Below are 23,200 nucleotides of genomic sequence, written 5' to 3' on the forward strand. Positions count from 1 at the left end.
TTGGATTTTGTAGGGGGCACAGCTTAGCTTGAGGTTAGTCATGCTAACACATGCATTTCGACCAAAATCAAATAGGGCAAAAAGAATAAGTTTAAACTTTCTCTAGTGTACTATGTTTAATAACAAGGGAGGCTTCCTCCTTGTTCAGCTGAAGGGGTATGTGATTAAAAATGAGCATAGTTAAAGTACGAAACATATTTTTAATAGGGCCGATGGGAGCGGGTAAAAGCACAATAGGCCGTACTTTGGCAAAAGAGCTCAAACTCGAGTTCTATGATTCCGATGAAGTGATAGAAGAACGAGCAGGAGCGGATATTTCTTGGATATTTGATATTGAGGGAGAGGAAGGCTTTCGCCGCCGTGAGCAAAAAGTAATTGAAGAATTAACGCAAAAAACAAATATTGTTTTAGCTACAGGCGGGGGGGTTGTAATGACTCCAGAAAATCGCAATGCACTGGCAGGTCGAGGAACCGTCATTTACCTCAAAACCTCTTTGCAACAACAATATGAAAGAACCAAGCGAGATACAAAACGCCCTCTATTACAAACGGATGACTTGGAAACCCGATTGGAGTTATTGCGCGATGAGCGTGAGCCATTCTATGACGAGCTTGCTGATATTAGTTTTGAAACAGATAAATTAACTGTAAAAGCTGTTGCCAACAATATTATCAAATATATATATGGCGAAGTTTGATACTTATCAGCAGCTGACAGTCCATTTGAACAAACGTGAGTACCCTATTTTTATTGGTTACGATGTCCTAAAAGACGACAATTTGCTCAATCAGTATTTAGCTGGTGGGCAAATCCTAATCGTAACCAATGATAAGGTGGCTTCCTTGTATTTGGATTTGGTTAAATCGGCTTTTACAGGTAAGCAATGCGACTGTGTCATCCTTCCTGATGGTGAAGCATTTAAAAATCAACACAGTTTAAATAGCATTTACGATAAATTAATAACGAATAAACATCATCGTGATACCACTTTAATTGCTTTGGGAGGCGGTGTCATTGGTGATATGACTGGATTTGCTGCGGCTACCTACCAAAGGGGAGTAAGATTTTTGCAAATTCCAACAACGTTGTTAGCCCAGGTGGATGCTTCTATTGGTGGGAAAACTGGCATTAATCACCCTCAAGGTAAAAATATGATTGGCAGCTTTCATCAACCGGCTGCGGTTATTATTGATTTAAATACCCTAAGAACTTTGCCCAAGCGGGAATTTCGGGCAGGCTTTGCTGAAGTCATCAAATATGCCTTACTAGCGGGTGGTGATTTTTTGCAGCAGGTTTATGCCGTTTTACAAGCAGGATTAGACGAAGAACAACGTGAACACTTAGTGACTGTTATCAAGGATTGTTGTCAAATCAAAGCCAATTATGTAGAACAAGATGAGTTTGAACAATTTGGCCAACGCGCCTTATTGAATTTAGGGCATACATTTGCTCATGCTTTGGAATCAATCACTCATTATGAACGTTGGTTGCATGGCGAAGCCGTGGCTATAGGCTTGTATTGTGCGGCATTGCTATCTCATCGCTGTGGGCTATTGGATGAGGCTATGGTGAAGCTTGTTAATGACATGCTGTCGCTGGCTCATTTACCCAGACGAATTCCTAGGGATGTCAGTCTGGAGGCAATGCGAAGGGCAATGTCTCAGGATAAAAAAATAAAAAATAAAAAATTGCGCTTCATATTAATGAAAGCACCGGGTGATTGTTACATCGAAGAGAAAGTTGAAGATGATTTGGTGTTTTCTGTATTGCAGGCTGCGGTTGAAGGAGATTAATTAATGCAAAATATGGCTCAGGAAATGAATCTTTCCATAACCATTCCCCCCGCTAAAGATATTTTTAAACCCGCCTCCTGGTTGAATAAAATTGACTTTATCAATCATTCAGTTCTTTTTAATAATGTTTTAATTACTGTATTGGCTGAAACGGGTGGAGGTAAAAGTACCTTTATTGAGTTGTTAATGTCGGGGCTGGACAGTCAAATTAAAGCTCATGTGATTAAAATAAAACCGCCGTTTTCACAAGAGAATTTTTTGAACGAGCTTGCTGGAATTTTTCATTTACGCACCGAGACTATGGCTACCCCTCGCAGCCTTGTGCAACAAATCAATGAAAGGAAAGCACATACCCTCATCGTTGTCGATGATGCTCACCATTTGTCAGATGAGTTTTTACAAAATATCTTGATGGAGATAAGTCAACAAGAGCAACCTTATTTTCATCTCTGCCTGGTTTCCGATTTTTCTATCGTTGCTGCTTTGAACAAATTGGAGGGCACCGCCTTGGCTAATTTGATTCAGACTTTGGAACCTGGAGCATTGACGGAAGCCGAAACCAAAAGTTATTTGCTGAGTAATCTGCCAGCCCCAAGACGATTGGACCAAAGTATGTCTGATAAGCGGTTGGAGCAATTTTATCAGATTACAGGAGGCAATATTGCCCGCATTAACAAAGAGATGACTGCTTATTTTTGTCAAGAACCTCAGAAATCTCTAGGTAGGGGATCCACCAGGGCGCCGAAATACGTTGGTGTGGCCGCAAGCTTTGCGGTGGTGATGTTGGCTTCGCTGTACGTTTGGCAAAATCAGGACCTTTTTAAAAAGCAAAATGTGCTAACGGAAAAGGAATCAGCCGGTATGAGTGAGCCAGAGTTGTCTTCAACAATTCCTGCAATTCAGATTGAGAGGCATCCTGTATTAAGCAGTGAAATACCCGGTTTGTCCCTAAAAAATACAACAGAGGCCAAACGGGAGGATAGCTATATTCCTCCTTTCAATTTATCAGCAGTAATTCAAGCCGTTCAGCCGCCTCCTTTGAAGCGAGTCGTTGATATTATTTTGGATGAAGAGGACAAAGACAATAATTCTCTTGTAGTGATGGATAAAGTTGTGGTGATTCCGAAACCCAGCCGTAGAGGCAGCATCGATGAAAATCCACAAGGTCGCTTGGAACGGAAAGTTATCTCAAGCAGAGAGTTGCCGAAAACCATTCATCAAGGCCCCTCAATCGCGCAAATCTCGGCAGTAGCTTTAAACGCTGCGACGCAGCAAAAAATAACAGGAAAGAGTGGCTATACAGTACAACTCCTTGCCAGCCAAAAGATTGAAGATCTTAAGCGTTTTATTAACCAGCATCATCTGGACAACACCAGCATTCGAATGGTTAGACGGGGGGATAATAGCTGGTATATTCTGACTTTGGGTGAATATGCCCGTATGGATCAAGCCCAGACAGTAGCTAAAAATCTGCCTCATTTTCTAACTCAGTTTAAACCCTGGATTCGTTCAACCGCCGGGCTTACGAATGTAGGTTAGTGCAGTTTTGGCTGTTCTCCTCTCTTCGAGGGGAACGCTCCTTTTTGTAATCCATTGCGGTAAAAGTCTGTTTTTGACTATCAAGCTGCTGTTTTTTCCAAGAATAATAACCAACAATAGCCATGATGGTGTACAAAAGCATGAGCCCACTATGAAAGAGGATGTCTTTTTTCAGATACATGTAGGCGTAAAGAGAATCAGTGATGAGCCACAGCAGCCACGTTTGAATAATTTTATAACACATTAGGCCTTGAGCAACCAGGCTTAAAACAGTAGTTAGCGCATCTAAAATGACCACATCAGATTGGGTGAAACCCATTAAAAACAGGGCAATTAAAAGAAAAATGAGGCTGGTTGCCATGACTAGAAATATATTTTGTTTAAGACTAAGAGAAACAACTGTTTTGGATTGCTGATTACCCTCACGCACCCAGCGATAAAGGCCATAGCAAGTGCTGAAAAAATAAAATCCTTCAAGGAGGCTGTCCGCGTAAATTCCTTTCTGCCAATACAAATACATATTGAGAATTATCGCTAAAAGACTGGCTGTCCAGGCTTTACTGCTGATGCGAATAAAATAATATGTCGCCACTAATGATAATAGGGCTCCGAAAACATCAAGAAGCATAGTTTCATCCCTTCGACGGCATTACCCGACAGGTTCAATGGGTATTTCTCAGCCTTACTCTGATTAAATGTTTCAGAGATAAAGCACCCCTTAATTTCTTGCTTTGAACAAAGGTCAAGATTTGAAAGTATAAAAGTCACTTTCACAAGCAGAAAGTAAAAATTTTAACCTCTTAATCTTATGCCTTTGTAAAATCTTGTTTTAAATCATTCGTTCAATTCAAGAAAGCTGAATTTTATAGTAAACTGCTAACAAAGAGAAATTTAATTTCGAAATTCTTGAATAAGCGTAGCCAAGGAGAAAAAAATGTACAAAAGGGTGTTATTCGCGACTGACTTCGACGAGGTGGGTATAAAGGCAGCCCATAAAGCGAAAAAAATTGCTGATGAGAATAATGCTGATTTGCTGTTAGTTCACGTTGTTGAACCAATTCCTGCCTATGCTTACCCTGGATTCGCAGGATTTGCTGAGGTGGAAGTTTCTATACGTGAACAGGCTGAGAAAGAGCTGGCTAATTTAGCAAGAAAACTCGGAGTAGATAATGCGCATTGCATGATTGAGTTTGGATCCACCAAAAATGAAATTTTGCGCGTAGCCAAAGAAAAGAAAATTGATTTAATTGTCACCGGAAGTCATGGGAAGCATGGTTTGGCTTTGCTGTTAGGCTCCACAGCTAATGCAATTCTGCATGGCGCGGAATGTGATGTGCTTATTGTTCGGCCTAAGGTTGACTGAATTTAAGCTCCCCGGAAGCAATCCGGGGATTATTTAACCCAAATTCAAAAAATTTAAGCGATTTCTAATCCTTCTTGTTTTAGAGATTTTGCAATGCAATCCTTTTCTTGTAAATTTTTAAAATAATTGGGTAAATGATCAAATTCCTGAATATTAATTTTAAAATTTGCACACCAAAAGAGTATTACAAACAGGTAAGCATCAGGTAGTGTAAAGTCATTGCCCATAAGGAATCGGTGTTTTAACTGTTTATCCACAAATCCTAATTTGGTTTTTATAATTGGTATAAAAACTTTGTCTTTCATTTCTTGGGGGATTTTGGGATTAAAGATAGCCCCAAAGCTTTTATGGAGCTCTGTGGTTATAAAATTCAACCACTCTAAAACTCGGTAGCGATTAAAATCCCCTGTTCCGGGAAGTAAATGTCGGGCTTGTGAGCTGTCAGCTAAAAATTGCAAAATCACGCAGTTTTCCGTAAGTCTTTGACCATTATCCAATTCAAGAACTGGAACTGAGCCCTTTGGGTTAATTTTCAGATAATCCTGTCCCTCATCGGTTTGCTTGGATTTTAAATTAACAGCCTCAAACTCACAGTTTTTACCAAGCTCATTGATAATAATTCGCACTGCTAAGGAGCAAGCGCCTCTGCTAAAATAGAGTTTCATTATTTTTCTTCTCCATGTTATTGAACTGTTTATTGGATGAGCCGATTTTTAGGGCAATACCTGCTCTATCATAGCAGACCTCTCTAAGTACGCGTAAATAATCTTAAGCTGCGAGCCTCAATTATTAGCCACATTAATTTCCCATCCTCGCTGCAAAAAAGTGCTAATTGCAAATAAAAAAGGCACAATAGGCTCATACTGCTTTGACAATCGTCAACCCAATTCTTAAGCTTAAAATAGCAAGGAATCATTTTTCTTGGCTAATTCTTTGGTTTTTTGATGTGAAAAGGAGGTTACTATGGCCGGTACATCAGAAGGAGGAAAAAAAGCTGCTGAAACTCGTGGACGTGAAAGTTTGAGTGAAGCCGGAAGAAAGGGGGGGAAAGCTGCTGATCATAAACAAGCTGCCCAAACTCGTGGTCATGAGAGTCTTAGCAGAGCAGGAGAAAAGGGCGGTAGACGCTCCAATAGAGACAATGACTAAGAGAAATTACATAAGGCTTATTCTGTTTCAGGATAAGCCTTATTATTCAGTCAATGTTTTACGCTCTAAACACGTTAATGGGAAGAAGATTTGCTATACAGACCTATCAAACTGACCTCTTCCAAAATATGGTTTTTCATTGCATTCTCAAGTTCTTGTTTGGTCGCATTTTTATCCAGGGTCAATTCCGTATCCAGAGCATACAACTTAAAGAAATAGTGATGAGTGCCACTGGGGGGGCAGGGTCCACCATAAGCGGTTTTACCCCAACTGTTCTTACCGCAAACCCCTTGGCCGGTTGCATTAATTCCTGCCCTTAATTCCCTGCAATCAGCAGGCAGATTAAATACAAGCCAATGAACCCACAAGCCACTGACTGCGTCAGGATCTTCCATTATCAGAGCAAATGATTTGGTGTTCGGTGGTGGATCATGCCATATCAACGGTGGGGGATAATCCGCACCACTGCAGGTATATTCTTTCGGTATAAAAGTCTTATGGGCAAAAACCGGACTTTCAAGCATTAGGCTCATTGCATTCTCCTTATGCAACTCTTCTTTAATAATAAGTATAAATCGAATTGCCAGAGAATTTTAAAACCAACTGCAACTGAGATTAACATCAAATTACTATCCTTCATTCCGCAAGCTGCGGAATGAAGGATTTAGCTTATGCAGAACAATTAAAATTTACTTCGCATCACAGCCTAAGACATTGATGGAAATGTCTTTTAAAATCTGGCCTGAAATCTGGAAGCCAATGGATTGCTGTTGGTTGGGAGGTAAACCATTGTAAAGATCCCAAACCTGTGCAGCTATACTAAATACACCAGCCTCCTGGGTGATTTTGGTATTATTGCCAATCCAGCTGTTTACAATTTGAGGATTAATCACTTCTGAGTTATTAAAGCTTATTTTGAAGTTAAAATCTTTAATTGGCACAGCACTGGTGTTTTGAATGTTGCCTTGGAACACGGCCCCGGTATCCCAGCGATTTTGCATGGTTAACTTAACTGAACAGCTGCCTTTAGGGATACTGCTGGCTTGGTAATAGGCATTCAAATTGAGCTGGCTTGAAGAGGAACCTACGCTCATCGTTTTATCACTAGTGTCGGCAACCAGATAATAACTCTTGCCATTTACATCCAGTTGAGACGGTAAACCGATGCTGTAATTTTCATTAGCAAACTCACCAGTGTTACTGTTTAGATTCTGGTTATAAATGGTAGTAGTACAGTGTCCCTGGGTTACCACACAATTGCTTTCCTTCCCGTTGAGACCTGAGGTGAATTGAATCGCTGAACTGATGCCGCTATTGGGTACGGGCTTACCCTGTTCATCCAATAAATTCAAGCTGTAATCCACGGCAGCTGCCGGTTGAACTCCTGCTTGTTCCCCTTCTAAAAGGATGTTCAAGCCGGTGGCTTGTCCAGATTGAACGCTGAATGCCAAGGGTGTATTGCTGGCTTTTATTAAATAGCTTACATGCGTATCATTATTTAATTGATAACTATTATCCACAGTTAAATGATAAGACCCGGTTTCTAGATTAATAGAACAACCTTGATAGCTACAAGAATAACTTTGACCATTTTCTTGTATTTTTAAATTAGCTGTTCCTTGAAGATTAAATCCGGGATCACTGAAGCTGACATTGAGTTTGCCAACATTAACATTCTGATTGTACAAATCATGTAAAACTTTTTCTGCTTCGAGATTTAATGCACCAGAATTTGGATCAATCAAACTAATGGTGTCACCAAGATAACCTACTGCCCAGAAGAAGAGATTGTTTTGCATTTGATGTTTTTGCAGATAGGGAACTACCGCATTTTCAAAGAAAGCCAAGCCTTCAGAGCTTTTCCAAGAACTTTCGCCGAGAACCACTGGATATCCGGCTTTGGCCAAAAATCCCCAGGTCCAATCAAAGCGTAATTCACTCGGTTTTCCAGGAGCAGATTCCCAAGTTCCTACTTCACGAGGATACACATGAGGTGAAAACACGATGTGAGCATTGGCACCGTTGGTATCACCCATCAGCCAGGTAACGGCTGCATCTGTTAAACCTGCATCTTTCAGTTTTTGATTGAAATTAGCTTTGTCAAAGAGGGCTTCCCCTGATTTGGCACTATTTTTTGTTAGCAAAGGTTTGAAATCTTCTCCCCAATTCCCTTTAAACTCAACACGCTGCGTGTCGCCAACGCAGTTTGCGGGATCAGTGGATACAGAATAAGCTTCATCATTACGAACAATGTCAGAGCTCTTCGGACAAATAATGGGTTGATCAGGATCTCCAGAACCTTGACCAGAGCCCTCTACAAACAATAATAAATCCGGGTTGTAGGTGGATAATATTTTGGCGGCTGAGGCAATCACTTTTATCCACGCCGGCTGACTTCCATTATCTCTGAACCAGTATAATTGATGGGGTTCATTAAATACGTCAATACCAATTACATTGGTCAAATTGCGATTCTTTATCTCTTGTGCCAAGAGCTTCACATCGGCTTCATATTGGTTTAAATCATAAACTGTACCATCTCTATAACCATCGCCGTAACCGTATTTGTGATGGAAATCGATGAGTACTTTCACATTATTGGCTTTCAGTTCTTGAAGAGTGATCCAGAATGCTTCTTTGGGGTTAACGGTGGACGCGCAGGCTGAGCCGTTGGTTTCCCAAGTTTTGCAAAATACGCCATTTCCTTTACGGGGATCAGCTTTATTGGCTAGGGAGCGGTTCATATCTACTTGATTTCCCTCATCATAAAGCACACCTGGCTGGATGGGTAGCCGGAGGGTTTTAAACGATACTGAATTGCTTCTGTCGACACCACTGTCTGAATAATCCCATGGATGGACTAAAGCATCCAGCATGCCGTAGCTTCTGCTGTAAGACGTTGGAAGCCCTTCTGCGGAATAAAATGGATTTGAAGATAAACCCTGTACTATTCTGGAATCCTGAAATCCAGACCATGAAATGCCATCAATTTTAACCAGGGAATTATTGCTGTCGTAAATACTGCTGTCTTTGCTGTAATAAGCATGACTGCTTGTACAGAACAGTAATACTGATAAGCTACTAATGAGATTTTTTTTTATCATTGTTTCCTCCCTTATTGGTTTGGTTTGCAAAAAAGTCCATAATTTTCAATGCCAATCTATAACAGTAACGCGAAAAAGAAATTTAAAAAAGTTTTTTTTTGCCTGAGAATTGATAGATGTGCATTTGAATTTCATCTGGAGCGGGATGGTTGCAATTTAAATAATTAGCAAACAGTAAAGGCTGCACAAGGCTCTTTTCGCATATTTTCGCGATTCATTTCGCATTCAAGCCTAAACTGAGTATAATCTTTCTTTTTATTTACTAAACAAGCATGAAGCTGTTGCGCAGAGCCCATATTGATTTTTTGAGAGGAAGCGTTGCAACCATTGGTAATTTTGATGGAGTTCACCTCGGCCATCAAGCCTTATTGGCTAAACTGAGAGCTCAGGCTGACTCAATGCAACTTCCTTCAGTGGTGATACTTTTTGAACCGCAACCGAGCGAGTATTTTCGTGGCAGTGATGCCCCTGCAAGGCTTGGAAGTCTTCGAGAAAAGTTGCAAGTTTTAAAAAGCTGTCATATTGATTATGTCTATTGCTTAAAATTCAATAAAGATTTGGCTTTAATGGCAGCAGAAGATTTTGCCAGGCATTATTTTTTTGAACAATTGCGGCTAAGATATTTACTGGTTGGTGAAGACTTTCGTTTTGGCAGGCAAAGAGAGGGTGATGCTTCTTTACTGCAGCAAATACTGACACCCTCGGATTGCCAGGTTGAAGTATTTTCAAATATTGACCTTGAAGGAGAGCGGATTAGTTCAACTAAAATTCGCGAATCCTTGGCTCAAGGTAACCTGGCTCGCGCTTCAATTTTGTTAGGAAGGCCTTATAGCTTGTGCGGACGCGTAATTAAGGGAGATGGACGAGGCCGGCAATGGGGAATACCCACAGCCAATTTTAGTTTGCATCGGTTGTCCCTTCCTCTTAAAGGAGTGTTTTGCGTAGAAATAAAAAAATCCGGGCAATTGCTTAAGGGAGTAGCCAATATTGGCACTCGCCCTACGGTTGATGGCAGTAAAAATGTATTAGAAGTTCACTTGTTTGATTTTGATGATAATTTATATGGTGAGATGCTTGAGGTTGTTTTCCTCAGTAAACTGCGAGATGAGCTGAAATTTACTTCAGTTGATGCTTTAATAGAGCAAATCCATAAGGACGTTAAGGCGGCTAAGGCATATTTCCATAATCAGTCTGGCCTATTTTAATTTAATGCTTTTAGTAGAGTAAAACGATGGCAGAGTATAAAGATACCTTAAATTTACCTGAAACGACTTTTCCCATGAAAGCCAATCTGGCACAAAGAGAACCCCAGATGCTTGCACATTGGGAAGCCGAAGGTATCTATCATAAGATGAGGCAGGCTCGGCAAGGTTGTGAGCATTTTGTCCTTCACGATGGCCCTCCTTACGCCAATGGTCACTTACACTGCGGACATGCTCTAAATAAAATTTTGAAAGACATTATTAACAAATCGAAATGCTTAAGCGGCTTCGATGCGCCTTTTGTACCTGGCTGGGACTGCCATGGTTTGCCCATTGAGCTTAATGTTGAAAAAAAAATCGGCAAAGCTGGCCATAAGGTGAGTGCCCGCGAATTTCGTGCGAAATGCCGGGAATATGCAGCCAGCCAAATTGATATACAACGAGAAGAATTCAAGCGACTGGGAGTGTTTGGTGATTGGGAGCACCCCTATGTCACCATGGATTATTCCTATGAAGCAAATATCATTCGTGCACTAGGCAAAGTAATAGAAAATGGCCATCTGCAACAAGGCTTCAAACCTGTCCATTGGTGCATTGAGTGCGGCTCAGCTTTAGCCGAGGCAGAAGTAGATTATGAAGATAAAATTTCACCGGCGATTGATGTTTCTTTTATGGCTGTTGATCCTGCAGCATTATTAGCCGTGATCAATCGCAATTTAGAAGTCAAGCCGGTCGTGGTTCCGATTTGGACAACAACCCCCTGGTCATTGCCCGGAAACGAAGCAGTTTGCCTTCACCCGAATTTGGAGTATGTGCTCATCGATGATGGCAAACGCTATTATTTGATCGTTGCAGAACTTCTAGAGGCAGTTGCCAGCCGTTATGGAATCTCCAATTATGAAATTGTCGGTCGTACCAAGGGGCTTCAGTTTGAGCAAATGCTATTGCAACATCCCTTGTATGAACGCCAAGTTCCAATAGTGCTGGGGGAGCATGTGACTACCGATGCAGGTACCGGCTGCGTCCATACTGCTCCTGCACACGGTCCTGACGACTATCAAATTGGTATTGCTTATAATCTTCCCCTCATTAATCCTGTACTTCCAAATGGCTGTTATCAGGAAGACGTTCCTCTGTTTGCAGGTCTATCAGTCCTTAAGGTCAATGATACGGTTATTGAAGCGCTTAAAGAAAGATCAGCTTTGTTGCATTTCGAAAACATTCAACACAGCTACCCCCACTGTTGGCGCCACAAAACACCTATGGTTTTCTTAGCCACTCCCCAATGGTTCATCGCCATGGACAAAAATGGCTTGCGGGAAACAATAAAAGAAGTGATTAATCAAGTGGACTGGATCCCGGATTGGGGTAAAGCACGTATTGCCGCCATGGTTGAAACCCGCCCAGATTGGTGTATATCAAGACAGAGAGCCTGGGGAACACCCATGACCTTATTTGTTCATAAAACCACAAGAGAACTGCATCCAGATACAGTTGAATTGATTGAAAAAATCGCCGTAAAAATGGAAGAGAAAGGCATTGAAGCCTGGTTTGATTTGGACATTGAAGAATTTTTAGCTAAGGATGCTGAGCAATATGAAAAAATCACAGACACCTTGGATGTCTGGTTTGATTCCGGTGTTTCCCATTATTGCGTACTGAAACAAGATCCTGAACTGGGACTACCAGCTGATGTTTATTTTGAAGGTTCAGATCAGCATCGCGGATGGTTTAACTCTTCTTTGACGACTGCCGTAGCTATTTACGGCTCTGCTCCTTATAAAACTGTTTTAACCCATGGTTATACAGTGGATGCAGAAGGTAAAAAGTTATCTAAGTCAAAAGGGAATTATGTGGCTTTGGATAAACTTATTAATCAACATGGTGCTGATATTTTACGCCTTTGGGTATCTTCAACCGATTACCGCCATGAGGTTAGCATTTCGGAAGAAATCATCAAACGAAATGCGGATGCTTATCGACGCATACGAAATACAGCGCGCTTTTTATTGGCTAACCTTTTTGATTTTGTTCCTGAGGAACATTGTGTTGAAGTGGATCAAATGGTGGAATTGGATTGCTGGGCAATAAAAAGAGCCCAACAATTGCAACATGAAATTATTGAAGCGTACAAAAACTACAATTTTCATGTTATTTATCAAAAAATTCACAACTTCTGTGCGGTTGATATGGGTAGTTTTTACCTGGATGTCATCAAAGATCGTCAATATACAACTGCAAAAAACAGTTTGGCGCGACGTTCCTGTCAAACGGCTATGTTCCATATTGTTCATGCCTTAACACGATGGCTAGCGCCAATTTTATCCTTTACAGCTGAAGAAATTTGGCAATTTACCCCTGGAACAACTGGTGAGTCGATCTTTTTGGAGCGCTGGTATTCTGAATGGCCAAGAATCAATGATGTCAATATGATTTTCTGGCAACAATTACAAGTCATTCGAGATGAAGTCAACAAAGCTTTAGAAAATCAACGAAAAACTGGCCTGATTGGTTCTGGCTTAGCAGCCAGGGTTGTTATTTATGCGGATGACAAGAGCTATCCATTATTGGTTAGATTAGGAGAGGAGCTAAGATTCATCCTCATAACTTCTGAAGCCTCAGTCAAACCTCTGGATGCCAGCCCTGAGAACCTTATAACAAATAAGGAGTTAGGCATTGCTGTAGAAGTACAGGCCAGTACTGACGAAAAATGTGAGCGTTGCTGGCACCGGCGTGAAGACGTTGGGACTAACCCTGAGCACCCGGGTCTATGTCAGCGCTGCGTGTCTAACATTAGTGGATGCGACGAGGTGAGGCAATACGCATGAAAAAATGGCCTTGGTTTTTATTAGCAGTACTGATTATTGTACTGGATCAATGCACCAAATATTGGGCGGCTATGACTTTGATTCCTTACCAGCCTGAGGCCTTAATGCCCATGTTAAATTTTACTTTGGCTTACAACAGTGGTGCGGCATTTAGTTTTTTAAGTGGGACGGGTGGCTGGCATCGCTGGGTCTTTGCGGGTTTTAGCCTTATCATGAGTATTGTTCTTACACTCTGGCTAGTTCGACTACCTAAATCGGCTAAACTTCAGTCTTTAGCCATCAGTTTAATTTTGGGGGGAGCCATTGGTAATTTATACGATCGCGCCGCTTTGGGGCATGTGATTGACTTTATTGATCTCTATTATAAAAATTATCACTGGCCAGTATTTAATCTGGCCGATAGTGCCATTTGTGTGGGTGCATTCTTTTTACTAATTGATTTATGCAAAAACCCCACCCGGTAAAGCTTCTAAATGTTTGCCTTCAGGGTTGAGTATACTGACCGCCGCAACTGCCGGTAAGCTTAAATAATGCTCGGCTTCTTCCCACTCCACTTCGGCGGGAAACAATCTCAGCATGGGAAGACATTTGTTTAATGAAGCGCAGAAACTTAAATTGGCAGGGTAGGGACGTGCTTGGTGATAACCAAGAGCCATAACTTGCATGGCTTCAGATATCGTCGCAATCCCGGGCAAATAATTAACAGAATAAATGGCAGCAGTTTGCGCTATGGCAGGAAGAAAACCAGGGCTTGAGGCAAAATGGACTCCAGCCTGATAGCAATCTTCGAGCTGCTGGGTGCTGATGATGTTGCCTGCGCCTACTCTCAGGGCAGGAAAGTCATTTAAAACTTTTTTCAAAATCATTTGTTCGCTGCTATTAATTTCAACAGCCGCAAAACCAGCTTTAGCGATTTGCTTCAGTCGGTCAAATAAAAAAGCATCAACATCCAAACTAATAATGATTGATTGATTGTCAAACAATTTGTCGGTCATAATATCATTCGCTGCCAGCCGCAATATCTGTCCATGTTAGAAGAGTTGCGGCTGCTTAGCAAGTATTATTGAAAGGGAGTCATCTTGGGTTTAATGGAAAAGGGATTAGGAGCAGTATGTTCTTCTGGCGCCTGCAAAGCTTTGGATGACACTGGCCCAATTGGTTTTCTGGCTGCCAATCGGTCCATATTTTTCAATAAGTTGTCCATGGTCTGCTGCGGGATGGGCTTCCCTATGCGAATGCTGGCCAAAATATTTTGAACTGAAGTTGGAACCTGACCATCGGGACCGCGAAACATATTCTGCAACCTGTCCAAAGATTGTGGGGTTGGGTTCATTTTCATTAAGAGCAAAATATGCCTATAACTTTGCGTCATTGAGTCACCCACTTGAGAAGGTGAAACGATTTTGCGCAAGTTAGGCTTGGGCGTAGGGGCCGATTTTGGCGTAATATCAGGTTGTGAGCCTGGGGTATGGCCACGTTTCAGGACTAAAGACAAAGCTTGTTGTGCATCTTGAAGTTGATTCATTTGAGTGCTGATTAGCAAAATTTCACTTTGCATTTGTTCACTGCGCTGGCTCAACGAATCTTTTTTCTTTTGGTGATCATGAAACTCCAAAGCCTTATTATGATGGATTAAATGTTTCAAATTGCAGATATCTGGGCGCAAGCGATTATAAGATTTTTCGGCTTGCTCTTTTTCTTCCCGTTTTAGATTATCGAATTGGTCTGGATCCTGATTAGGCGTTAGTAAATAATGCTTACCATCCTTATAAAGGATTTTGTATTCCTTCGCTTGCTTTTGTGACATTACAAAAGCGGCTTGGGCAAAAGAAGTTACAATTCGTCCATCGTTGTCAAATAGAAGTTTCTCTCCCTTTATGACACTTAACATGTCCTGCAAACCGGCAACCTGAACGTGTAAGCCATTATGTTTTTGTAAGAGATTCATCGCTTCGGTTTCGGCCTGCTCTACCGTTTGCCTATCTCCTCTCACAGAGAGCAATCTTGCAATTTCCTCCGCTTGCTCCTCGAGGGTGTGATTCAAGGAATCAATTCTTTGCTCAAGCATCATTGCTGGGGACATTGCACGAAAATTGAGAAGAAATTGCTGCTGATTTTGCAGAAAATTTTTGCGCTCCTGAAAGAGTTGTATGGTTTCTTTATCAAATTCTTGCTCATTGTCCAAATGGGCATGGAGACTATTAATTTCCTGGCTTAACTTTTCTAATACATTATATTGTCTTTCGGTGCCATGAGCTTCCAAAAATTCTTGTAAAAAATCCAGGCTGTCGAGACTATTTTGGAAATTATGATAACGTTGCTCAATCTTATGCTCTTCCTTTTCAAGCCTTTCAAGTTCTTCTTCAAGTTCTTCTGACTCTTTTATTTTATGTTCCAGGGTTTCTTGCAAAACAGCGAGGGATTGGGCATAGGCTGCGTAGCTATGAGCCGCGTCAGCAGCGTTTGCTGAATGGGTGATTTCCCTTTGTTGATCCAGTAGGCGCTTGGTTTCTTTATCATTTTCAGCTCTTCTTTCCTTTGCCCGAGCTTGTTTTTTATACAGCAGGCCCAAAAGCAAAGCAGCCAGTGCACGATGTCTTCTAATTTCACTGTCTTGGCGAATTTGCTGTAAATTTTTCTCCAATAAAGCAATTTCAATTAACCGATCGCCAATGAGTGCCTGGACAGTCCGCCCTGCAGGCGATTTTAAAAAATCGATAACATCCTGAGCGGTTTTTAAACCGTAACGCCCAAGATATTGCGTAGTGAGAGAAGGAGCCTCCGCTTTATCGACAGTTTTGGTTGCCCCAGGATCTAATTCCTTGGTTTTTAAGCTGGCAAACCAGGCTTCAAGTTGAGAAGAGCTTAAATTGACTTGTTTCTTATCTTTTGTGCTAAGTTTCAGGTAAGAATTATCTTGAGTTGTTTGAGGAATATTTTGCTGAATCTTTGTGCCAGGAAAATCAACTTCTCGAGGTTTACTGGTATTAGCCATTAATGTATCCCTAAATTAATTATCTAATAAGTATACACGATTAATCTGCTTAGACAATAGTCAAAATGATTGGCAATAGAGCTAAATAATTCACCAACATTCCCTGGCATTGGCTCTTGGTTGTCCACAGGGACCTGCAGCAATCCCCTTGTTTCCTTCATGGTTTAGGGTAAATGTCTGGCACTCCTGATCATTAGCTTGTGAGTTAATTGGCACGGCACTTAAACTGAATTCATCGGCAGTTTGCGAGGTAATTTCCAGACGATACCATTTCTGTGAGGACAAGTTGCTCGATATTACATCTGGAGCATCTCCGGTCCCAAGACTTGCATTCTCATAGCTGTGTACGTTGGCGTAATAGTGCTCGAGACGGTTTGCCAAGTTAAAGAGAGCATTCTGGGCATCCAACCGCCGAACTTTAATAATGTTCTTTTGATAGTTTGGGTAAGCAAGAGCCATTAAAATGATCAGAATTAAACAAGCAATTAATAATTCAAACAATGAAAAACCTGTGCTTAATCTTTGTGCTTGCTTCATGTCCTTCATTGAATGGTTAAGGGAGAGGGTTGGGATGGCATTTGTAGGGTATTGGGGATGGTTCCGGCATGGAATAACCTGGAATGCCTTGGATTCTCAGCCAGGGACACTGAGGAAGAGTTTGGAGGACTAAGAAGGCTTTGCAACACGCAATTGGTGGAGCTATGGGGAAGACGTTCGATTCTCATGGGATTTTCCAGACAATAATCAACATCAGTGTTGCATTTTGGCAACCTGGCATTTTCACCTGCAGAAAAAGCCCAGTGATACAGTTTACGACGATGAATTTGTATTGAAGCAAGAATGCGTTGTTTAAGAAGTCCTGTAAAATTATCGATTTTATTGCTTAAGTAGATAATGCCGTAAGCGCTGCGTTGGAAAAAATGGCCTAAGCTGTTATCCCATACTGCACCGAGTCCATTTAAGGCGACTCCGCATGCGTAAGCTAATCCGCGAGTTAGTGGATCAAGCAACATAATAGTCAATCGAAGCCCAAAGGACAGCAGGTCCAGGGCGGGTAATAAAGTAAAATTTTTAAGTAGGAGAAAGGGAGGCCAAATGAAAAGCATTATGAGATTTAGCCCTAAGTTTAATAGGGGCTGTTCGGCATAGGGATAAAAAGGGCTACTAAAGCCATAAAGAGGTGATAAGCGGAAGTGAGGTAGCCTCCCCCAACCATTCGGACGAGTGGCAAACTGAATTAGCATGCTGCCAACCACTTGCCAGTTACCCAGTACAACGAATGTTTTACTTAGAAGTTTGGTTAAGCCCCGGAAAGGAACATGGATAAGAAGGGAGCTGAGTTCAAGCAATGGGATAGTTGTCAGACTCAACAGCAAGTCAGCAGCGGCAGCGGTGGCTCCTTTTATTGAATTAACCCACAGATTCCAACTCTTCCTAAGACCCGGAACAAAACCATTGTTATAGCCATAATAATAGAACTCAGCAAATGGACCTACGGTCAATTTTACAAGAGTTAAAACCACTTGGAGGAACCATTTGATGGTACCCAATAACCAATCGTTCCCAGGATGCATTACCGTATCAAAAATGGCTGCTCCTCCTTTGGCACCTAGGGCAGCGTAATTAATATAGGGAAACTCTCCCATCTCCTCTTGTAAAGAAGGAAGGGATTTGCATATTCCATAGCCTAATGCAATTGCAAGAGCGACAATAATGGCTACTTCTGCAGGTTCCTCTTTTAATACCGCTATCGCTTTAATAAAAAATTGGTCGAGATCACCGCCCACCACAATGGCTTGCCAATACGTCATGGCGGCAGAAATGGCTTCAGAATTTTTGCCATGACTCATCCATTTGGCCAAAGCCTGGGTAGGCTTAATACCGTATATTAAGCCGTTCATGTGTAGCTTGCTTAAAATGGCAGTTAGCGTCTCTGGAGCAATCACAGCCCCAGCCCCATACGCGTAGGCAGCCATGGCCAAGGTGCCAAGGATTGGATTTTTTTCGCTGGTATCGACAAAAAAACCGGCAACATGACGTAGTACTTCCAAAATGCGGTGAAGCGGATTTTCATAAGGAGGAGCACAGGGGGGATGAGTTTCTCGCACAATCATATAATGATTTTTTCTTAACTGAAATTGAACGAACTCTTCCAAAGTTTGTCCAGTATTTAAAAGCCCATCCTCATATAGAGCTTTTTGCAAGTAACTTAAATGCTGTGAAGCTTTTGTTTGCTCCGATTTTTCCACGGTCTTATGGTTTTCATGAATATAGGTTAAAAATTCTTGGTACAAATCGATTGAAAATTGATGAATGCGTTTAAAGAGATATTTAAAGAAAATTGGCAGACGCGAGAAGAATGCTCTTAACTGCAGGCTGGCACGTTCTGGCAAATAAAGATGATGTTTAGCCAATTGGCTTAGTTGATACAAATCCTCACCACAGGGAAGCGGATAACATAATTCTTGTTCTATAAAATACCTAATGGAGAGGATTTCATTATTGAGGCGCAATAGCACCTCCTGATTGCCTAATTTCACCCAACTGCCATTGGGATGCCTGCTTAACCAGGGCAGCGCTTCTTCGAAAGAGTTTGCCCCAGTAGAATACTGACTCTTTGATTGGCTATATGCTGAAACCAGTTCCTCTACCGAAGCGTAACCGTTTTGTGGAGCGCCAGCCAGTGAGTAATAAGGTTTAATCCTGGTAATGCAAAGTCCGTCTGCTCGAGTTTCTGTTTCCGTAATTTGGCTGCCTTTGTGCGGACTTTTTAGATGATCTATCCAATCTCGGCCATCAAGCCATAATTTCAGTAAAAATAATTTCAACCTTTCGAAGCGGTTGGCTGCAATGTGACTCAAAGAGGGAGATGCTGATAACTGATAGTGCTGACAAATTACACGAATGGCATCATTTAGCTCTTGCTCGTCTTGACCAATATGCAAGTCACTATCCCAAACGAAAATTGTCCCTGGGTTAGTGTGTTCACTAAAATCCAGCTGATCAATCCTGCAGACGGGGTATAAGCGATTAAATTGATAATGTTGTGCCATCTGTTTAGTTTCATAGAGAATGCTATCCAAAGCACCCTCTGAAACCAGGGGTTGAGTAGATAAAAGCAAGTTTTGACCTCGATAATTTTCAAGAATGCTAATGACTTTTACTCTTAACGCTTCTTGAGCTGCCCAGTCTTCGGCTTGAATTCGCCTTTCTTCATCTAACAGGATCTGAAGCTGGGTGATGCAGGATGTTGCGAGCTGGTACTTGGCTTTCTGTATTATGCTTCTTGGTTGTGCATAATGGTTTGAGCGTATTCGATAATGATTGATTTTATCTATGCAGTTCGCAATCAGGGAAGCTTGCCGCTTGCCAGGCAGCATTTCAAGCTTTTTGGCATCGCGGGTCAGTAGCAGAATTTGGATTGATTTGCGATCATGGTTGGCAATAATTCGTAAATAATCGCCATTTGGAAGTTTATAATCCATATTGTAATAACCATAAAGCACAGTCCCTGCTTGGTGGCTGATGGCTGAGCCGGTAATGCTGGGTATTCCTTGGTGTGCATATGGCTTAACTTGCAATGGAATGATGATTTGATCTCGTTTCCCTTTGAATTTACTCAGGATCATATCCAGCTTTTCTGTCATTCTTTCCTGCAACACTACAAGGTTTTGCAGCGTTCTGGCAAGTGGACAGAGAGAAAATTAACGAGCAAAATACCTGGATGAATCCAGTACTCTGCTGAAATCAAAAGCTCATCGGCACGCAGACAGCAGGAAAGCAATCAGTTTGCTGGCAAACGCCTGGCCGGCCTGTTAAAATGAACTAGAAATAAACAGGATAAATGAATTAATGACAAGTTATTGCGGATATATTGCTTTGGTTGGGCGGCCAAATGTTGGCAAGTCAACCCTATTGAATCGTATTTTACATCAGAAATTAAGCATCACCTCAACAAAACCTCAAACTACCCGACACAGTATTTTAGGCATACAAACCTTAGGTGATTACCAATATGTCTATGTTGATACGCCAGGAATCCATCAAGGCTCTAAAAAAGTCATGAACCGTATGATGAACAAAACGGCCAAATCGGTATTGCGTGATGTGGATGTCATTGCCTTTATTGTGGATGGTACTCATTGGACGGATGAAGACGATTACGTGTTGCGTTTAATCAAACAAGCCCACATCCCTTGTCTGCTCTTAATTAATAAAGTAGATAAAATTTCAGATAAATCCCAATTGCTGCCCTGGATTGAAAAAATAAGCCAAATGCACCAATTTGCTGCCGTTATTCCTATTTCCGCTAAGACTGGTGCACAAGTTGATCATCTGGAAGAGGAGTTAAAAAAATATTTGCCGGAGGGGCCTCATCTATTTGCAGATGATCAATTTACGGACAGGCCTATCCGTTTTCTCTGTGCGGAGTTGCTGCGGGAAAAAATTTTTCGCCTATGCGGACAGGAACTGCCTTATGCCACAACCGTTGAAATTGAGTCATTTAAAGACGAAGGCAATTTGCTAAGAATTCATGCACTTATTCTGGTGGAAAAGGACAACCATAAGCGCATTATTATTGGTGAGAAAGGACAGAAATTAAAGGAAATGGCGACCACTGCACGTATGGATATGGAAAAACTCCTGGGGAAAAAAGTATTTTTACAATGTTGGTGCAAAGTAAAATCCGGGTGGGCTGATGATGAGCGCCTCCTAAAACAATTAGGTTATGACAGCTGACGAACTTGAAGCCTGGGTGCTTCATAAGCGACCGTCAGGTGATACCAGCATTCAAGTAACCTTTTTTACGCGTGAGCGGGGGATTGTCAAATGCCTGTGCAAAGGTGGTCGGGCCCCTAAAAAACAAGCCCTCTTGCAAGCCTTTTCCCCGTTATGGCTGGTCGTTGACGCTCGCAAAGACTGGCATTATAGTCGTCAGATTGAAAGCCTGTCCTTACCCCTTGATCTACAAGGATACTCCTTATTTGCTGGCCTGTATGTTAATGAGCTGCTGTACTACAGTTTAAATCCCTTGGATGCGCAACCTCAGCTCTTTGATGTGTATTTGGAAACATTGCAAGCTTTGGTGAGTGCTAAACACCTCGAACACATAGAACTCTTGTTAAGGCGTTTTGAATGGTGTTTGCTTAGGGCTTGTGGCCAAGCGGTTTCTCTTAGCGAAGAAGCCCATTCCGGCCGTTCAATTGAGGCTGAAAAATATTATCGGCTGGTAAATGGGGAAGGTTTTGTGATTAGCGAAACCGGTCTACCAGGCCAGGATATTTTGGCTTTTTCCAAAGGTTGTTTGGACAATGCTCGTGCTCTTCGAAGTGCAAAACTGATTATGCGTCAAGCGATTGATAATCTTTTGGACAACAAACCACTTAAATCGCGGGCGTTATTTAGTCGCTATCATCAGATGAAACGAAGGCGAAATGAGCCGGAATTTAGGGACTAGCTGAAAAATGAGGGGTGGTTTTTAGTTCATATAATCGCCATGCACTGTATTCATGGGGTAGGGCCATTGATTTAAGCCATGTTGTTTGGTCTGGATTAAAATGGGTTGGATAACCTGAGGGACAGAGTAATACCATGTCAACATTGCGTTTAAGCAGGATGTCTCTGGCTGTGTCTGCATCGCTGTGATAGAAACGAATGCTGTCTTTTAGACCTTGAGGGTTTTGATGATCATTAGTACCCACAATCGAGTATTTTGTATAGTAGAGCAGCAATGGACCAAAATTGCTGTGTGCGAACAGGATTTTATTCTGGTTAAACTGAGCTTGATTTAGAAAACCCTGTTGCAGCATTCGATAAAACTGCTTCTCACAAATTTGTTTGTCAACGGAGACAAAATTGGGGGCTATAGCCAGAATAAAGGCTGGTAAAAGGGCAATGAAAATAACCAAAGTGTTTTTTAGAAGGGTAGGAACGTTGTTTAAATCCTTGATGAGAAAGGACAGCAACAAAATATTAACAGGAACAGCAAATTCTATCCACCGGTACATGTAGCAAGTGAGAAGGGTCGTTCCCAGGGCGCTCCAAAAGATAAACAGTGTATAGCGATTCAGTTCATGGTTTAGATATGAGTAATAACAATATCCCGCTCCCAGAATAAACTGGCAGAGAATGGACAAGGCAAGTGAGGGGGAAATGTTAAATGGGGAATAGAACTCAGAAAGATTGGGAAAAAAATGCTGGAGTAAATAGCCATCAATCTGATTATAGGGACCTAGAAAAAAACCAGGGAATAAAGCATTTTCTGTGGCAAAGATAAAACAGATGGTAATTGTGAAAAATAAAAGTTGTAAGCCAAATGTTTTATTTTGGAAGAAAAGTAAATATGCGGCTAAGGCTAAAGTTAATAAAAGAAAAAAAAGCAGATGGACAATGGAAACGATATCGTGAGTGATGTTAAAAACAGGCTGTTGCTCAAGCGGAATAATGATTAATAAACAAAGAGAAATCGCGAACAAAAAAATCAAAACCGTTTTTCCATTAAGATTTTTTTGAACTAAGCTCGCCCATAATAAAAAAGCCAATCCGATGAATAAGGGGAGGCTAAAACTAAGGCTGGTCCACATCGCTAAACTGGCAATTACCGCCGCTTTTACTGCCAGAAAATTGTTGTCATTCCGGATAAGTCTTAATAAATAACCCCAATAAACAATGCTTAGGAAAATCAGAAAAAAATCATAATCCACTCGCAAGGCTAAAAAGAAGGAGTTCATGAAAGGATTTAAGAGAAAGGCGAGCAACACAAAGCATTTTTGTCGAAAGGAAGGTTGTAGCTCCTCAATGGACCAAAGCATCGCCCATGCCGCCAGCGCATAAAAAAGCACAGGTAAGAAAAAAGCCCACAGATAAAGAGCTGAGGCGGAAGGCAAAAATGAACTGAATAACCAGGCTCCGCTAACCAAAAGAGCAGTTATCGGCATAGTCCAGGCATGGCTAGAGGTTCCCCATGGAGCGTTTAAGCGGGGGTTGTAATGATTGAACCATGTTGGATTTTCTAACAGGTTGGATGCAATCTCAAGATGCATGTAAGCATCTTGTTCATAGATGAAATAATTGTTTTGCAGAACCTGTTTAACAGGTTGCATATTAAGTAAAAAAATAATAAAAAGACTTAAAATGACAAGGGAGTACAAGTTAATCCTGCCGATTAGCCTTGACAGAATAGACATAAGCATCAATTAAAAGATTTTCCGATCAGTAATTACAGT

19 protein-coding genes are annotated in these 23,200 nt (G+C 41.4%); 10 read left to right on the forward strand and 9 right to left on the reverse strand.

Annotated elements, in window-relative coordinates:
* Positions 1 to 170: 170 nt before the first annotated feature.
* Genes aroK through EL203_RS04730 form a run of 3 tightly spaced genes read left to right on the forward strand, consistent with a single transcriptional unit; the run spans position 171 to position 3,333 of the window.
* On the forward strand, positions 171 to 698 hold the full coding sequence (aroK, locus tag EL203_RS04720) for a shikimate kinase AroK (RefSeq protein ID WP_058470273.1): 528 nt from the start codon (positions 171 to 173) through the stop codon (positions 696 to 698).
* On the forward strand, positions 685 to 1,794 hold the full coding sequence (gene aroB, locus EL203_RS04725) for a 3-dehydroquinate synthase (protein ID WP_058470272.1): 1,110 nt from the start codon (positions 685 to 687) through the stop codon (positions 1,792 to 1,794). Before aroK ends, aroB begins: the two co-directional genes overlap by 14 nt.
* Before the next feature lie 3 nt (positions 1,795 to 1,797).
* The gene (locus EL203_RS04730; protein ID WP_058470271.1) at positions 1,798 to 3,333 is read left to right on the forward strand and encodes an AAA family ATPase; all 1,536 of its coding nucleotides are present in this window, start codon (positions 1,798 to 1,800) and stop codon (positions 3,331 to 3,333) included.
* Here EL203_RS04730 and pnuC read toward each other — a convergent pair.
* Positions 3,317 to 3,961 (reverse strand): nicotinamide riboside transporter PnuC, encoded by a 645-nt coding sequence (pnuC, locus tag EL203_RS04735; protein WP_058470270.1) that lies wholly within the window; start codon positions 3,959 to 3,961, stop codon positions 3,317 to 3,319. The two genes, EL203_RS04730 and pnuC, sit on opposite strands and share 17 nt — an antisense overlap.
* Before the next feature lie 306 nt (positions 3,962 to 4,267).
* Between pnuC and EL203_RS04740 the strand changes: the two genes are divergently transcribed.
* The gene (locus tag EL203_RS04740) at positions 4,268 to 4,696 is read left to right on the forward strand and encodes a universal stress protein (RefSeq protein ID WP_058470269.1); all 429 of its coding nucleotides are present in this window, start codon (positions 4,268 to 4,270) and stop codon (positions 4,694 to 4,696) included.
* 53 nt (positions 4,697 to 4,749) lie between these two features.
* Here EL203_RS04740 and gstA read toward each other — a convergent pair whose 3' ends face one another.
* Positions 4,750 to 5,361 carry a glutathione transferase GstA gene (gstA, locus tag EL203_RS04745; protein ID WP_058470268.1) on the reverse strand — a complete coding sequence of 204 codons (612 nt, stop codon included), beginning with the start codon at positions 5,359 to 5,361 and terminating at the stop codon, positions 4,750 to 4,752.
* A gap of 298 nt (positions 5,362 to 5,659) precedes the next feature.
* On the opposite strand from gstA, the gene EL203_RS04750 reads away from it, so the two are divergent.
* A complete protein-coding gene (locus EL203_RS04750; protein ID WP_058470267.1) occupies positions 5,660 to 5,845 on the forward strand; it encodes a hypothetical protein in 186 nt (61 codons plus the stop codon).
* A gap of 74 nt (positions 5,846 to 5,919) precedes the next feature.
* Here the strand turns inward: EL203_RS04750 and EL203_RS04755 are convergent, their stop codons facing one another.
* Positions 5,920 to 6,378 carry a YbhB/YbcL family Raf kinase inhibitor-like protein gene (locus tag EL203_RS04755; RefSeq protein ID WP_058470266.1) on the reverse strand — a complete coding sequence of 153 codons (459 nt, stop codon included), beginning with the start codon at positions 6,376 to 6,378 and terminating at the stop codon, positions 5,920 to 5,922.
* Positions 6,379 to 6,534: 156 nt separating this feature from the next.
* Positions 6,535 to 8,949 carry a cellulose binding domain-containing protein gene (locus EL203_RS04760; protein WP_064108330.1) on the reverse strand — a complete coding sequence of 805 codons (2,415 nt, stop codon included), beginning with the start codon at positions 8,947 to 8,949 and terminating at the stop codon, positions 6,535 to 6,537.
* A 272-nt stretch (positions 8,950 to 9,221) separates the two neighbouring features.
* Here EL203_RS04760 and ribF point away from each other — a divergent pair, with 272 nt between their 5' ends.
* The 3 genes from ribF to lspA are packed head-to-tail and all read left to right on the forward strand — an operon-like array spanning position 9,222 to position 13,443.
* On the forward strand, positions 9,222 to 10,154 hold the full coding sequence (gene ribF, locus EL203_RS04765; RefSeq protein ID WP_058470265.1) for a bifunctional riboflavin kinase/FAD synthetase: 933 nt from the start codon (positions 9,222 to 9,224) through the stop codon (positions 10,152 to 10,154).
* Positions 10,155 to 10,180: 26 nt separating this feature from the next.
* Positions 10,181 to 12,979 carry an isoleucine--tRNA ligase gene (gene ileS, locus EL203_RS04770; protein WP_058470264.1) on the forward strand — a complete coding sequence of 933 codons (2,799 nt, stop codon included), beginning with the start codon at positions 10,181 to 10,183 and terminating at the stop codon, positions 12,977 to 12,979.
* Positions 12,976 to 13,443, forward strand: coding sequence for a signal peptidase II (lspA, locus tag EL203_RS04775; RefSeq protein ID WP_058470263.1), 468 nt, complete (start codon positions 12,976 to 12,978; stop codon positions 13,441 to 13,443). Before ileS ends, lspA begins: the two co-directional genes overlap by 4 nt.
* Here the strand turns inward: lspA and EL203_RS04780 are convergent.
* From EL203_RS04780 to EL203_RS04795, 4 genes are all read right to left on the reverse strand, one after another.
* Positions 13,420 to 13,977: a beta/alpha barrel domain-containing protein gene (locus EL203_RS04780; protein ID WP_058472154.1), complete on the reverse strand. Its 558-nt coding sequence runs from the start codon at positions 13,975 to 13,977 to the stop codon at positions 13,420 to 13,422. The two genes, lspA and EL203_RS04780, sit on opposite strands and share 24 nt — an antisense overlap.
* A 62-nt stretch (positions 13,978 to 14,039) precedes the next feature.
* A complete protein-coding gene (locus EL203_RS04785) occupies positions 14,040 to 15,974 on the reverse strand; it encodes a hypothetical protein (RefSeq protein WP_058470262.1) in 1,935 nt (644 codons plus the stop codon).
* 90 nt (positions 15,975 to 16,064) lie between these two features.
* Positions 16,065 to 16,511, reverse strand: coding sequence for a type IV pilin protein (locus tag EL203_RS04790; protein WP_058470261.1), 447 nt, complete (start codon positions 16,509 to 16,511; stop codon positions 16,065 to 16,067).
* 5 nt (positions 16,512 to 16,516) lie between these two features.
* Positions 16,517 to 19,621, reverse strand: coding sequence for a hypothetical protein (locus EL203_RS04795; RefSeq protein ID WP_058470260.1), 3,105 nt, complete (start codon positions 19,619 to 19,621; stop codon positions 16,517 to 16,519).
* A 205-nt stretch (positions 19,622 to 19,826) separates the two neighbouring features.
* Between EL203_RS04795 and era the strand changes: the two genes are divergently transcribed.
* Complete coding sequence (gene era / locus EL203_RS04800; protein WP_058470259.1) at positions 19,827 to 20,714, forward strand: GTPase Era; 888 nt, start codon at positions 19,827 to 19,829, stop codon at positions 20,712 to 20,714.
* The gene (recO, locus tag EL203_RS04805) at positions 20,704 to 21,432 is read left to right on the forward strand and encodes a DNA repair protein RecO (protein ID WP_058470258.1); all 729 of its coding nucleotides are present in this window, start codon (positions 20,704 to 20,706) and stop codon (positions 21,430 to 21,432) included. The genes era and recO overlap by 11 nt, the downstream gene beginning before the upstream one ends.
* On the opposite strand, the gene EL203_RS04810 is transcribed toward recO, so the two are convergent.
* A complete protein-coding gene (locus EL203_RS04810) occupies positions 21,422 to 23,161 on the reverse strand; it encodes a hypothetical protein (protein ID WP_126320093.1) in 1,740 nt (579 codons plus the stop codon). The genes recO and EL203_RS04810 overlap by 11 nt on opposite strands.
* Positions 23,162 to 23,200 lie beyond the last annotated feature (39 nt).

The sequence above is a fragment of the Legionella jordanis genome (assembly GCF_900637635.1).
In the GTDB taxonomy this organism is placed as follows: Bacteria; Pseudomonadota; Gammaproteobacteria; order Legionellales; family Legionellaceae; genus Tatlockia; species Tatlockia jordanis.

What these genes read in the sequence shown, in the direction of transcription:
- EL203_RS04790 (WP_058470261.1), bottom strand. Translation starts at nt 16,511, where the DNA reads ATGAAGCAAGCACAAAGATTAAGCACAGGTTTTTCATTGTTTGAATTA.
- recO (WP_058470258.1), top strand. Translation starts at nt 20,704, where the DNA reads ATGACAGCTGACGAACTTGAAGCCTGGGTGCTTCATAAGCGACCGTCA.
- EL203_RS04760 (WP_064108330.1), bottom strand. Translation starts at nt 8,949, where the DNA reads ATGATAAAAAAAAATCTCATTAGTAGCTTATCAGTATTACTGTTCTGT.
- EL203_RS04755 (WP_058470266.1), bottom strand. Translation starts at nt 6,378, where the DNA reads ATGAGCCTAATGCTTGAAAGTCCGGTTTTTGCCCATAAGACTTTTATA.
- EL203_RS04785 (WP_058470262.1), bottom strand. Translation starts at nt 15,974, where the DNA reads ATGGCTAATACCAGTAAACCTCGAGAAGTTGATTTTCCTGGCACAAAG.
- ribF (WP_058470265.1), top strand. Translation starts at nt 9,222, where the DNA reads ATGAAGCTGTTGCGCAGAGCCCATATTGATTTTTTGAGAGGAAGCGTT.
- EL203_RS04810 (WP_126320093.1), bottom strand. Translation starts at nt 23,161, where the DNA reads ATGTCTATTCTGTCAAGGCTAATCGGCAGGATTAACTTGTACTCCCTT.
- EL203_RS04740 (WP_058470269.1), top strand. Translation starts at nt 4,268, where the DNA reads ATGTACAAAAGGGTGTTATTCGCGACTGACTTCGACGAGGTGGGTATA.
- EL203_RS04795 (WP_058470260.1), bottom strand. Translation starts at nt 19,621, where the DNA reads ATGACAGAAAAGCTGGATATGATCCTGAGTAAATTCAAAGGGAAACGA.
- lspA (WP_058470263.1), top strand. Translation starts at nt 12,976, where the DNA reads ATGAAAAAATGGCCTTGGTTTTTATTAGCAGTACTGATTATTGTACTG.
- EL203_RS04750 (WP_058470267.1), top strand. Translation starts at nt 5,660, where the DNA reads ATGGCCGGTACATCAGAAGGAGGAAAAAAAGCTGCTGAAACTCGTGGA.
- aroK (WP_058470273.1), top strand. Translation starts at nt 171, where the DNA reads ATGAGCATAGTTAAAGTACGAAACATATTTTTAATAGGGCCGATGGGA.
- pnuC (WP_058470270.1), bottom strand. Translation starts at nt 3,961, where the DNA reads ATGCTTCTTGATGTTTTCGGAGCCCTATTATCATTAGTGGCGACATAT.
- gstA (WP_058470268.1), bottom strand. Translation starts at nt 5,361, where the DNA reads ATGAAACTCTATTTTAGCAGAGGCGCTTGCTCCTTAGCAGTGCGAATT.
- era (WP_058470259.1), top strand. Translation starts at nt 19,827, where the DNA reads ATGACAAGTTATTGCGGATATATTGCTTTGGTTGGGCGGCCAAATGTT.
- aroB (WP_058470272.1), top strand. Translation starts at nt 685, where the DNA reads ATGGCGAAGTTTGATACTTATCAGCAGCTGACAGTCCATTTGAACAAA.
- EL203_RS04730 (WP_058470271.1), top strand. Translation starts at nt 1,798, where the DNA reads ATGCAAAATATGGCTCAGGAAATGAATCTTTCCATAACCATTCCCCCC.
- ileS (WP_058470264.1), top strand. Translation starts at nt 10,181, where the DNA reads ATGGCAGAGTATAAAGATACCTTAAATTTACCTGAAACGACTTTTCCC.